The sequence below is a fragment of the Achromobacter xylosoxidans genome, assembly GCF_014490035.1.
Lineage (GTDB): Bacteria > Pseudomonadota > Gammaproteobacteria > Burkholderiales > Burkholderiaceae_B > Achromobacter > Achromobacter bronchisepticus_A.
Window position 1 is genome coordinate 1,402,077 of the sequence record NZ_CP061008.1, and the last position, 12,145, is coordinate 1,414,221.

Genomic DNA, 12,145 nt, shown 5'->3' on the forward strand with positions numbered 1-12,145 from the left:
GGCTGGCCGGATCGGCCCATCGATACGCCTATGATAGACGAGCGGTGCAGGGGGCGCGATAATCGCGCCTGTAGTCATTAGAAGGACGGAAACGCTCGTCCTTCACACGTATCAGGAGACGCGCAATGCCCTTGCGGATGCCCAAACTTCGGTTAACCCGCCGGGTCGGCAAGATTCTTCTGGGTATTGCGGCATTCGTACTGGTCCTTTTCGGGGTTGCCGCCTGGCAAGTCCCCAAAGTGCTGCACAACGTCCTGGTGCAGGACGTCTCCAAGATGATCGGGCGGGACGTCTCCGTCGGCGACATCAGCTTCAATCCTTTCACGCTGACGGTCCGCGCGCGCGACCTGGCCGTGGCCCAGCCCGATTCGCAGACGCCGCTCTTGACGCTGGCCGAGCTGGACGTCAGCGCGGCCTGGACCTCCCTGTTCTGGTTTGCGCCGGTCGTCGATCGAATGACGCTGCGCGAGCCTAACATCGCCATCGTCCGCGAGGACGTCACGCGCTTCAATTTTTCTGATATTCAGCAACGAGTGGCCGAATTGACGGCCGCCCAGCCCGAGGAACCGCCCAAGCCGGACGCAGGGCTGCCGCGCTTCTCGCTGAACAACATGGTGATCGAGAACGGCACGATCACGCTGGATGACAAGGTCACCGGCCGCAAGCAGGTGGTCGACGAGCTGGGCGTGGGCGTGCCGTTCATCTCCACCTTCGGCTACGCCACCGACATCGACGTGCAGCCGCGCGTGCATCTGCGCATCAACGGCAGCCCCTTCGATCTGAACGGCGTGGCGCGCCCCTTCGACAAGGTGCCTTCGTCCACGCTGCGGGTGGCCTTCAATGGCCTGCAGCTGGAAAAGTGGGCGGACGTCTGGCCCATGCCGCTGCCGTTCAAGGTGGAAAGCGCGCTGCTGGATTCCAACCTGCAAGTGGTGTTCGAGCAGCCCAAGGACGCGCCGCCCAAGATCCGCGTGGTCGGCGACCTGGGCCTGCGGCGGCTGGACCTGCGCGACACCGCCGGGGCAAATCTCGCCGCCTGGAGCGCGCTGACCGTCACCCGCCTGGAACTGGAACCCATCGCGCGCCACGCCTATGTGGGCGAGGTGGGCCTGTGGGCGCCGCAGATCCACGTGCGCCGCTACGCCAATGCCAACCTGAACTGGCTGGACGTGGTTGCCGGGTTGAAACGATTGGGCGGCGTGGAACCGACCGCCACGCCGGTGGCCGACAAGCTGCGCAAGGCCAGCGGCCTGAATCCCGCCAAGGCGGACGGCAAGGCTGGCACGGCCGCTGCGCCGGCCCAGGGCGCGCCGGCTGCAACGGCGGACGCCGCCGCCAAGGGCGCTGCGCCAGCGGCAGCCGCCGTGGCCCCTGTCGCCGCGGGGTCGCCCGCTGCCGGTACGCCCGCCGCGGGGGCGCCTGCCGCGGGATCGCCCGCCGCGGGGTCGCCCGCCGCCCCTTCCGCCACGGCTGCTGCGGCAGGAACGCCAGCCGCGGACGCCGCCGCGCCCCAGCCTGCGCCTGCACCCGCGCCCGCCGAATGGAAGGTCGAGCTGGACGCCTTCAATCTGCACGAAGGCGAGGTCTATGTCACCGACGCGGTCAGCAAGCTGGACTACGTGATGACCGGCCTGGCCGCGACGGTCGAGGGCGTGGCCCTGCCGCAGGTGTCCGGCCAGCCCATCAATTTGTGGCTGACCATGGACAACAGCACCGACGGCGGCTGGCTGCGCGCCAAGGGGCCGCTGGTCCTGAAGCCGCTGTCGCTGGAACTCGGCGTGCGCCTGGGCAACATCGCGCTGGCGCCCCTGGCGCCGGCCGTGCGCAATGCGGCGCCGATCACGCTGCTGGACGGCCGCCTGGCCGCCAGCGCGCAGGTCCACGTGAAGGAAACGAACGGCGCGGTGGACGCATCGGCCAGCGCCGTGCAGGCCGACCTGACGCAATTCAAGGCCCGCGACGAATCCCTCAAGCCCGCCCTGGACATCGCGCTGCAAAGCCTGCGCGTGACCGCGGACCGCCTGGCCATGGGGCCGGGCCAGAGCAATTTCACCCTGGCCGCCGCCGGCATCCAGGGCAATGGCAAGCTCGATCTCAAGGGCGCATTCACGCCGCAGCCGCTGACGGTGAAAACCTCGGTGGACCTGTCGGAACTGAATGTCGCGTCCTTTGCGCCCTATGCGGCCTCCAGCCTGAATGCCACGGTGCGCGCCATCACGCTGGGCGCCAAGGGCAATGCGGAGTTTGCCGCCGCAGCCGGCTCGGCGCCGATGAAGGCCAGCTGGAAGGGCGGCGTCGAAGTCACCGGCGTGGATCTGCAGGACCGCGTCAACAAGGATGACTTCCTGAACTGGAAGCGCCTGGGCTTTACCGGCATGGATATCTCGGTGGCCGGCGACAAGATCGGCGCCAAGCTGGGCGATATCGCGCTCGAGGATTTCTACGGCCGCGTGCTGCTCAATGCGCAAGGCCGCCTGAACGTCATGGACCTGGTGGCGGCTCCCGGCCAGGCCGGCGGCTCCATCACCCAGGACACGCAGACCCCCGGCCGCAGCGCCGCGCCGCCACCCGCGGCGCCCGCCGCCAAGGGGGGCGGGGGCATGCCGGACATCTCGGTGAACAGCGTCACCTTGAACCGCGGCCGCATGACCTTCACGGACCGCTTCGTCAAGCCCAACTACGTGGCCGAGCTGTCCAGCATCGAAGGCTCGATCACGGCGGTGTCGTCCACCAATCCCCAGCCCGCCAAGGTCAAGGTCACCGGCCGCGTCTACACCACCGCGCCGCTGTCGATCAGCGGCGTGGTGCAGCCTTTCGCCAAGTACCTGTCGCTGGACCTGAAGGCCTCGGCCAAGGGCGTGGACCTGCCGCGCTTCAACACCTATTCGGCCAAGTACGTGGGCTACCCCATCAAGCGCGGCAAGCTCTCGGTGGACCTGGAATACAAGATCAAGGACCGTGCGCTGCAGGCCACCAACCACGTGGTGCTGAACCAGCTGACTTTCGGCGACAAGACCAACAGCCCCGACGCGACCAAGCTGCCGGTGCTGCTGGCCGTGGCCTTGCTGAAGGACTCGCGCGGCAACATCGACATCAACCTGCCGATTTCCGGCTCGCTGGACGATCCGGAGTTCTCGGTGGGCGGCATCGTGGTGCGCGTGCTGCTGAACCTGGTGGTCAAGGCGGTTACCTCGCCCTTCAGCCTGCTGGCCTCGGCCTTTGGCGGCGGCGAGGAGCTGTCGTACGTGGAATTCGCGCCGGGCAGCGCGGCGCTGACCGAGGACAGCCTGCAACGCATCGACACGCTGACCAAGGCGTTGACGGACCGTCCGGCGCTGAAGATGGACATCAGCGGGCGCGCCGATCCCAAGACCGACATGGAAGGCCTGCGCCAGGCCTGGGTCGACGCCAAGATCCGCGCCGCCAAGGCCGCCGCCACCACGCCGCGCGGCAAGAAGCCGAACCCGGCGGGCGTCGAGGTCTCGGGCGCGGAGCGTGCCAAGTATCTGGAAGAGGTCTACGACGACACGGACATCAAGGACAAGCCTCGCAATTTCATCGGCATGTCCAAGTCAGTGCCGGCGGCGCAGATGGAGGAGATGCTGCGCAGCGTGGCGCCGGTGGGCGACGAGCAGTTGCGCCAACTGGCCGATGCGCGCGCGCAGGCTGTGTATGAGAAGCTGCAAGCCCAGGAAGGACTCGCGGATCGCGTGTTCATCGTTGCGCCGCAACTGGACGCGGATGGCATCAAGGACGAGGGGCAACCCTCGCGCGTGGACTTCTCCCTGAAGTGAACCAGGCTGGTCCGGGAGGCGGCGCCCAGCCGCCCCTGCCAGCTTTTTGCCAGGAGATTCTCGATGAATGACCAGGACGCGCACTTCGACAGCCTGCTTCCGCCCTTGCGGCTGAACCGGCGGGGTTTCATGGCCACCACGGTGGCGACGGGGTTTTCGCTGGCGGCCGGCCAGGCCGTGGCGCAGACCACGATCACCACGGACGCCAGCGGCCTCGTGGCCGGCAAGGTGGACATCCCGGTCAAGGACGGCAAGATGCCGGCATACCGCGCGGCGCCCAAGGGCAAGAAGGACTTGCCCACGGTGCTGGTGGTGTCGGAGATTTTCGGGGTGCACGAGTACATCCAGGACGTGTGCCGGCGGCTGGCCCACCAGGGATATCTGGCCATCGCGCCCGAACTTTTCGCGCGCCAGGGCGATCCGTCCAAATACACCGAGATCCCGAAGCTGCAGGCGGAAATCATCGGCAAGGTCCCGGACGCTCAGGTGATGACCGACCTGGATTCGACCGCGGCCTGGGCCGCGTCCAACGGCGGCAATCCGGACCGGCTGGGCATCGTGGGTTTCTGCTGGGGCGGTCGCCAGGTATGGCTGTACGCGGCCCACAACCCGAAGCTCAAGGCCGGCGCGGCCTGGTACGGCCAGTTGGGCGGGCAGCCTTCGGAACTGAAGCCCAAATCGGTGCTGAGCCAGGTGAATGACCTGAAGGCGAAGGTGCTGGGGGCTTATGGCGGCAAGGACGCCGGGATTTCGATGGCCGACGTGGACAAGATGCGGCTGGAGCTGGCGCGGGGGCCGGCGGCGGCGAAGGCTTCACGGATCGATGTGTATCCGGACGCGCCGCATGCGTTTCATGCGGATTATCGGCCTTCTTATCGGAAGGCTGAGGCGGAGCAGGCTTGGACGCGGATGTTGGATTGGTTCAAGCAGAACGGGCTTTGATCTTCGTGGGTTCGTTTTGGTTTTCTTGGGGCGTGTTGGACTCTATGGGTTCGCACGGGTCTTCGTAGGTCCTTCGAGTCTTCGTAGGTCGCCCGTCGTCGCGGGCGGCGTGGCGGCTCGCGCCCACGATTGCGGTCCGGAGCGTTCGCTCCGGACTGGCCTCGGCGGCCCCCCCCGTCGTCATCTTCGTCAAGGCCTGCGGCCTTTCCTTCAGATTCCCTCGGGCGCATCGAGGTTGCGAGCCGCCACGCCGCCCGCGCCGACGGGCTGCGTGCGTCTTGGCTTGTTGCGCTGCTGGAGCCGTGGTCGGGGGCGAGTCTTGGGCGTCCGTATTAATCGGCCGCGCGGGCGGCCGATTAATACATATGTCATTATTTGAAGTGTGATTGTGATCGCTGACGCGCATGCCCCGATTGGATTTCTTCTGGCGTCGCCGTCAGGGGGGAGGGGCGGTGATGGGTGGCGCGCGGCGGGCAGCCGTTTGCGCATGAAGACCCGTACGCGCGCCACCCATCCGGCTTTGGAGTTCAAGTGGCGATTGACCTGCCAACGGGCTTTGATGGGCCGTCACGAAAAATTGCCCGTGACATCCAAGAGCACTCCCCACCAGCGCGCAGCGCCATCCGGAATCGCAAGACACCGCGTAAGCCCCCAGAGGCCGCCCGCGCGGCCGGCCGGGGGCGGGCCCCGCAAGATCCATCGCCATACCCCAACGGCGGTGAGAACCCTAAGCACACCGTTCGTCCCAGCTGACGTCAAGTTTCAAATGATGGAGCCTGGCGCGGCGCGGGCCTGGGGTGCGCGGGGCGTCGATAAGCCCGACGGAATCCGAAGGCAGCCGCCGTAGGCGGCAACGAGGATGAGGACGGGGAAGTCCGGAGCGAACGCTCCGGACCGCAATCGTTGCCCCGCGCGCCCCAGGCCCGCGCCGCGTCAGGCGTCTCAAGAACACAACGGTCGTCCATCAAACCGTCACCCATCAAAACCTACTGCGCCTTCTCCCCCGGCAACCCATCACTAACCTCAGCCAACGCCCTCTTCATCTCCTCATACTCCATCACCCTCTCGTTCTGAAACCCGCCCAGCACCCCCCGGCACCCATCCACTCCCGAGCGCTTCATCTCTTCCATCATCGCCGTCCCCTGGCCCTGTCCTTTCTGGAACAGCCCGTCATACCCGCCCGAAGAAAAGCCATATTCCTGCGCATACTGCAGCAGGTTCTTGCGGGCCGTGGCCTGGTGCTGGGCCAGGTCGGGTTCGGACGCCCCGCAGGCGCGGGCGGCGCCGTTGGAGGCGCCGGCGGCGATGACGAAGGAGTCGTATTGGGCCTGTTCGGCGGCATCGGGAGCCGCCCAGGCCGTGGTGGCCGAGGCCAGCGTCAGGGCCAGGCCGGTCAAGATCTTGCGCATCGATGAATCTCCGCTAGATGCCCGCCAGCCGGCAGCGCGGCGTGCGCGGGCGGTGATTGCAACCACAACATTATGGCAATCAGCCGTTTCGAGCCCGTGTAGCCATGGTGTGGAGTCGTTTCAGACTGTGCATCTTTCTTTCCCGGACGCCGGCTGGCCAGCAAGGCGGCCGCGCAGGAACTATGATGGAGCCTGTGGGGCGCTCCTGCCCCAGTGCATTGCCCCTATTCCTCCTGGAGATCTACATGACGATCAAAGTCGGCGATCGCGTGCCGGACGGCACCCTGACCGAATTCATCGAAACCGAAACCGCCGGCTGCTCGCTGGGCCCCAACGCGTTCCAGGTCGCCGACCTGACCCGCGGCAAGACCATCGCGTTGTTCGCCCTGCCGGGCGCCTTCACGCCCACCTGCTCGGCCAAGCATCTGCCGGGCTATGTGGAACAGGCCGCGGCCCTGAAGGCCAAGGGCGTCGATGAAATCTGGTGCGTGTCGGTCAATGACGCGTTCGTCATGGGCGCCTGGGGCCGCGAGCAGAAGACCGAAGGCAAGGTCCGCATGCTGGCCGACGGTTCCGCCCTGTGGACCAAGGAACTGGGCCTGGAGCTGGACCTGATCCAGCGCGGCATGGGCGTGCGCTCGCAGCGCTACTCTGCCCTGATCGTCGATGGCGTGGTCAAGCAGCTGAACGTCGAAGGCCCCGGCAAGTTCGAAGTCAGCGACGCCGCCACGATGCTGTCGCAAGTCTGATCCCACGCAGTTCCTGTTTTACCGCTTAGCGCAGCGGGCCGCTTTCGCGGCCTGTTGCGTTGCCGCCAGCAGCGGTTGCCGACGCCATGCTCGCCACCATCTCCTCTTTTTCGTCGCTTTACTTCGCGACCTTGCTGATGCTCATCGGCACGGGTCTGTTCAACACCTATATGGGGCTCAGGCTGACAGCGCAGTCTGTCAGCGAGGTATGGATCGGCGCCCTGATCGCCGGCTACTACCTGGGCCTGGTGTGCGGCGCCCGCCTTGGGCACAAACTCATCATCCGGGTGGGCCACATCCGGGCGTTCGTCGCCTGTGCGGCGGTGGCCACCAGCATGATCCTGGCCCAGACGCTGGTCGACTCCATGCCGCTGTGGCTGGTGTTCCGCGTCATTTCGGGCATCGTGATGGTGACCGAATTCATGGTCATCGAAAGCTGGCTCAACGAGCAGACCGAAAACCACCAGCGCGGGCGCGTCTTCTCGGTCTACATGGTTGTGTCCGGCCTGGGCACCGTGCTGGGTCAACTGGCCCTGACGGCCTATGCCACGCTGGACCTGCGGCCCCTGACGCTGGTGGCCATGTGCCTGGTGCTGTGCCTGGTGCCGATCGCCGTCACGGCGCGTTCGCACCCGCCCACGCCGCTCCCGGCGCCGCTGGATATACGCTTCTTCATGCGGCGCGTGCCGTTGTCCATGACGGTGCTGTTCGTGGCCGGCAACCTTTCCGGCGCTTTCTATGGCCTGGCGGCCGTCTACGGCGCCAAGCATGGCCTGTCGACCTCGCAGGCGGCGATCTTCGTGGCCGCCGCGGTGACCGCGGGCCTGCTGTCGCAATGGCCCATGGGCTGGCTGTCCGACCGCATCAACCGCGCCGGGCTGATCCGCTTCAACGCGCTGCTGCTGGTGCTGCTGCCGGTGGTGATGTGGGGCTGGATCGTGCTGCCGTACTGGGCGCTGGTCGCCATGTCCTGTGTCTTCGGCGTGCTGCAGTTCACGCTGTACCCGCTGGGCGCGGCGTTCGCCAACGATCACGTGGAATCCGAGCGCCGGGTCAGCCTGTCGGCCGTGCTGCTCATGACCTACGGCGTGGGGGCATGTGTCGGGCCGATGATCGCCGGGGTGCTGATGTCCCTGGCCGGCCCCAGCATGTACTACGTCTTCATTTCCGCCTGCGCCCTGATCCTGGTCTGGCAGGTGCGTCCCACCCGCGTCACCGGCGCGCATCAGGTGGAAGAGGCGCCCACGCATTTCGTGCCCATGCCGGACACGCTGCAGAGCTCGCCCGCCGCGGCGGTGCTGGATCCGCGCGTGGATCCGGCCACCGACATCGCCATGGAAATGGTGCAGCCCGAAGTTGCGCCCGTGGCGGCCGCCGAACCGCCCGCTGCGGAACCGTCAGGCGACGCCGCCAAGGATACGGCGGACGACGCGGCAGAAGACGAACGCCAGATGCGCACCGGCACCTGAGGCCGGGATGGCGCCCCTACCAGGGCGCCATCAGCACGATGGCCGCCAGGGCCAGCGCGATGCCCAGCAGGTTCAGCCGGGTCAGTGGTTCGCGGAAAGCCAGCGCGCCGACCAGCGTGCCCAGCGTGATCACGCCCATGTTCATGGACGCGAACACCAGCGCGGGATGTTCGGGCAGCGACTGGTGCGCGCGGATGTAGGTCAGGATGTTGCCGAAGTTCGCCAGTCCCAGCGCCGCGCCCGCGGCCAGGTGCCGAAGCTGGCAGCGCACCCGCCGCCACAGCAGGTAGCAGAGCATCAACACCCCGGCGATGAGGAAGGCCAGCAGCAGCCCGCCCGCGAAAGCCGTGCCGGCGCGCGCCATCTGCTTGAACAGGATGTCGATGACGCCATAGCCCACCCAGACGACCAGCGGCCACAGCCACATGGCGCGGCTGTTGGCCACCGTGTCCTCGCCCGGCGCCTGCACGCGGGGCGCACGGCGCAGCAGGCAATACAAGGCGCTGGCGGCCAGCAGCGTCGCGGCCAGCTTGCGGCCGCTTACCGGTTCGCCGAACAGCAGGAAGGCCGCCAGCAGCGGGATGAACAGGGACAGGCGCTGCGCCGCGTCGCTGCGCACGATGCCGGCATGGCGCACGGCCGCCGCCATCGCCAGGAACACGCTGGGCAGCAGCACGCCCAGCGCGGCCAGCACCAGCCACGGCGTTTGCGGGGTCAGCAGCGTCGCCGGGTCCGGGCGCAGCACGGCCCAGCAGAGCAGGGCGGCCACCGCATAGTTCATGGCGATGGCCTGGCGCACGTCCACTTGGTAGCGCCGCGCCAGCTTCAGCAGCACGGCCACGGTGACGCTGCAGGCGACGCTGGCCAGCAGGTAGAGGAGGCCGGGCGTCAACGGCATGCCGTGGCGTCGTGGTGCGTGTGCTGGGCGGCGTCGATGCGCATGCCCAGGCGCTGCAGCAGGCGCTGGTCGGCTTCCATCTGCGGATTGGCGGTGGTCAGCAGGGCGTCGCCGTAGAACATCGAGTTGGCGCCCGCCATGAAGCACAGGGCCTGCAGCGCGTCATCCATGGCTTCGCGGCCGGCGGACAGGCGCACGGCGGCGCGCGGCATGGCGATCCGGGCCACGGCGATGGTGCGCACGAATTCGAACGGGTCCAGGGCTTCCACGCCGGCCAGCGGCGTGCCTTCCACCTGCACCAGGTTGTTGATCGGCACGGATTCGGGATAAGGCTCCATGTTGGCCAGCTGGGCAATCAGGCCGGCGCGTTCGCGGCGCGATTCACCCATGCCGACGATGCCGCCGCAGCACACGTTGATGCCGGCGTCGCGCACCCGGTCCAGCGTGTCCAGCCGGTCCTGGTAGGTACGGGTGGAAATGATCTTGCCGTAGAACTCGGGCGAGGTGTCCAGGTTGTGGTTGTAGTAGTCCAGGCCGGCGCTCTTGAGCTGTTCGGCCTGGCCTTCGCGCAGCATGCCCAGCGTGACGCAGGTCTCCAGGCCCAGGGCCTTCACCGCGCTGACCATCTCGGCCACTGCCTCCAGGTGGTGCGGCTTGGGGCTGCGCCAGGCGGCGCCCATGCAGAAGCGCTGCGCGCCGCCTTCCTGGGCCTTGCGGGCCGCGGCCACCACGTCCGCCAGGGGCATCAGCTTGTCGGCGTCCAGGCCGGTGTCGTAGTGCGAGGACTGCGGGCAATAGGCGCAGTCTTCGGGACAGCCGCCAGTCTTGATCGACAGCAGGCTGGACAGCTGGATGGCGTTCGGATCGAAGTGGGCGCGGTGCGTCTGCTGCGCCCGGAACACCAGATCCATGAACGGCAGCTCGTAGAGCGCCATGATGTCGGCGGCGCTCCAGGCGGGGGCGGCGGCCGGCTTGGCGATGGTCGGGACGGGGACGTAGGCGGTCTGCATGGATGGGCTCCTTTCGGTCTTGCGGGGATCGCGCCGCTTGTCGGGCAAGGGCAGGATCGGCGGATCGTAAGAAGCTGCGCAGGGTTTGCGCAATGCAGGCCATCAACCAGAAATTAGCAGCCTGTTGTGCTGGTTTTTATGGGAAATGAAAGATTTTTGGGGGTGCGGGCTACTAAGTGGCGGACATCTTCGGGGACGCCGAGGTGTCGATTATTTTGCATCTAATTGTAAATTTTTAGAGGGGGATCAGCCCTTGGCCCGCTTGTCCCGCGTCCGCACGCGCTCGTGCCCGGTAATGCCGCGGTCCCGCGCCCACACGATGGCCGCGCTGCGGCGGTGCACGCCGATCTTGCTGTAAATGGTGGCCACGTGGTTGCGCACCGTGTTGCGCGACAGCTTCAGTTGCCGGGCGATGCCCTCGTCGTCGTGGCCTTGGCACATCAGGCTCAGCACCTCGCGTTCGCGCGAGGTGAGCTGCGCCAGTTCGGCCACGTCGCGCGTCGCGGGCGCGGGCTCGCGCAATTGCGCCAGCTTCTCGATGACGCTGCGGCTGAACCAGGAGGTGTCCTGCATGACAGCCTCGATCGCGGTCAGCAATTCCCCCTCGGAGCGCTTGCGTTCCGTGATGTCCTGGATCGCCAGCAGCACGCGTTGCTGGCCGCCGAGGGTCACGGGGTCGGCCGACAGCAGGCAATCCAGCCGGCTGCCGTCCGTGGCCGCCAATGCCACCTCGCGGCTGCGGGCGCTTTCGCCGCGCTTGAGGCTGGCCTCCAGTTCATCGGAGAGCTGGAGCCCCAATCCGGTCAGCGTCTGGCCTATGCCGTCCTGCGCAGAGGCGCCGGCGGCCGTGGCGAAGGCGTCGTTCAGGTCCAGCGCGAGCAGGGTCTCACCCTCGCAGACCGCCATGGGAACGGGCGCCAGACGGAACGTCTTGGAAAATCGTTCCTCGCTTTCGCGCAAGGCCAGCTCCGTGCGCTTGCGGGCTTCGAGGTCGATGAAGGTGAACAGCATGCATGGTTCGCCCTGCATGTCGATGGGCTGGCCCGCGACGATGACGAATTTCACGCTGCCGTCTGCAAGTTTCAACACGCCCTCGCGTTGCGCAATGGTCTGTCCTTCGTTGAGGCTGGCGACCGCGTTGTCCTTGTCGTCGCCGCCGTCCAGCACGTCCAGTTCATAGGCTGACTTGCCCACGATGACGTCGCGCGCATAGCCGGTCATCTCCAGGAAGCCCTGGTTCACCTTCACATAGCGCAGGTCGGACAGGCGGCAGATGAGGGCGGGCGCGGGGTTGGCGCCGAAGGCGCGCTCGAAGCGTACTTCGGCGTTGATCTGCTCGGTCTGGTCATGCAGGATCAGGACGCGGTAGTCGGCGCCGTCGCTACCGTCCAGGTTCAGGCCGCTGGCGCGCACATTACGCAGGAACGCGTCGTCGTCCTTGCGTTCCAGGTCCAGCAGCAGTTCGTCGAACGGCTCGGCCGCAGCCAGCAGATCCAGCGGATATTGGCGCGCGGGTACACGGTGATGGTTGCGGTAGCTGAGGCTGTAGCGCTTGCGGTAGCCGGCTGGCGTGCCGCCGAGTTCATCCAGCTCATCGGCGCCATGCAGCCTGAGCGCGCTGGCATTGGCCCAGGCGATGGCGCCGTCCGCTTCGAGCAGGATGATGCCTTCGTTCAGGCCTGCGATGATGCGTTGCAGATGCTGGCGGTGCGGATGGGGAGCGGCGGCGTTCGCGGTCACGTAGTCCTCTTCTTTTCGCGGGGCACGACGAAAAGAGAATGAAGGCGCACTGAAAGCCTGTCCAGATGGCGAAATGGACGAGTCTGAGCGTAGGGGGGATGGCGGGGAAGATGGCTGCCGCCAGATGATGCGGG

General features: G+C 67.1%; 8 protein-coding genes. 4 read left to right on the forward strand and 4 right to left on the reverse strand.

The features are described from left to right. Window positions 1-125 precede the first annotated feature (125 nt). Both IAG39_RS06505 and IAG39_RS06510 read left to right on the forward strand, forming a co-directional pair. Window positions 126-3,794 (forward strand): DUF748 domain-containing protein, encoded by a 3,669-nt coding sequence (locus IAG39_RS06505; RefSeq protein WP_187774085.1) that lies wholly within the window; start codon window positions 126-128, stop codon window positions 3,792-3,794. 63 nt (window positions 3,795-3,857) lie between these two features. After that, window positions 3,858-4,736, forward strand: coding sequence for a dienelactone hydrolase family protein (locus tag IAG39_RS06510; RefSeq protein WP_118933849.1), 879 nt, complete (start codon window positions 3,858-3,860; stop codon window positions 4,734-4,736). 986 nt (window positions 4,737-5,722) lie between these two features. Here the strand turns inward: IAG39_RS06510 and IAG39_RS06515 are convergent. Further along, window positions 5,723-6,145 carry a hypothetical protein gene (locus IAG39_RS06515; RefSeq protein ID WP_118933850.1) on the reverse strand — a complete coding sequence of 141 codons (423 nt, stop codon included), beginning with the start codon at window positions 6,143-6,145 and terminating at the stop codon, window positions 5,723-5,725. A gap of 245 nt (window positions 6,146-6,390) precedes the next feature. Between IAG39_RS06515 and IAG39_RS06520 the strand changes: the two genes are divergently transcribed. After that, complete coding sequence (locus IAG39_RS06520) at window positions 6,391-6,894, forward strand: peroxiredoxin (protein ID WP_054451571.1); 504 nt, start codon at window positions 6,391-6,393, stop codon at window positions 6,892-6,894. Between the two features lie 86 nt (window positions 6,895-6,980). After that, window positions 6,981-8,363 (forward strand): MFS transporter, encoded by a 1,383-nt coding sequence (locus IAG39_RS06525; RefSeq protein ID WP_118933851.1) that lies wholly within the window; start codon window positions 6,981-6,983, stop codon window positions 8,361-8,363. 16 nt (window positions 8,364-8,379) lie between these two features. Here the strand turns inward: IAG39_RS06525 and IAG39_RS06530 are convergent, their stop codons facing one another. From IAG39_RS06530 to IAG39_RS06540, 3 genes are all read right to left on the reverse strand, one after another. Further along, window positions 8,380-9,255, reverse strand: a complete 876-nt coding sequence (locus IAG39_RS06530) for an EamA family transporter (protein WP_165867922.1) — start codon at window positions 9,253-9,255, stop codon at window positions 8,380-8,382. Continuing rightward, window positions 9,252-10,271, reverse strand: coding sequence for a biotin synthase BioB (gene bioB / locus IAG39_RS06535; RefSeq protein ID WP_118933853.1), 1,020 nt, complete (start codon window positions 10,269-10,271; stop codon window positions 9,252-9,254). Before bioB ends, IAG39_RS06530 begins: the two co-directional genes overlap by 4 nt. A gap of 246 nt (window positions 10,272-10,517) precedes the next feature. Beyond that, a complete protein-coding gene (locus IAG39_RS06540; protein ID WP_118933854.1) occupies window positions 10,518-12,011 on the reverse strand; it encodes a PAS domain S-box protein in 1,494 nt (497 codons plus the stop codon). Window positions 12,012-12,145 lie beyond the last annotated feature (134 nt).

Excerpts from the sequence above, each read along its gene's own strand:
- IAG39_RS06505 (WP_187774085.1), top strand. The coding sequence starts at position 126 with ATGCCCTTGCGGATGCCCAAACTTCGGTTAACCCGCCGGGTCGGCAAG.
- IAG39_RS06510 (WP_118933849.1), top strand. The coding sequence starts at position 3,858 with ATGAATGACCAGGACGCGCACTTCGACAGCCTGCTTCCGCCCTTGCGG.
- IAG39_RS06525 (WP_118933851.1), top strand. The coding sequence starts at position 6,981 with ATGCTCGCCACCATCTCCTCTTTTTCGTCGCTTTACTTCGCGACCTTG.
- IAG39_RS06515 (WP_118933850.1), bottom strand. The coding sequence starts at position 6,145 with ATGCGCAAGATCTTGACCGGCCTGGCCCTGACGCTGGCCTCGGCCACC.
- bioB (WP_118933853.1), bottom strand. The coding sequence starts at position 10,271 with ATGCAGACCGCCTACGTCCCCGTCCCGACCATCGCCAAGCCGGCCGCC.
- IAG39_RS06520 (WP_054451571.1), top strand. The coding sequence starts at position 6,391 with ATGACGATCAAAGTCGGCGATCGCGTGCCGGACGGCACCCTGACCGAA.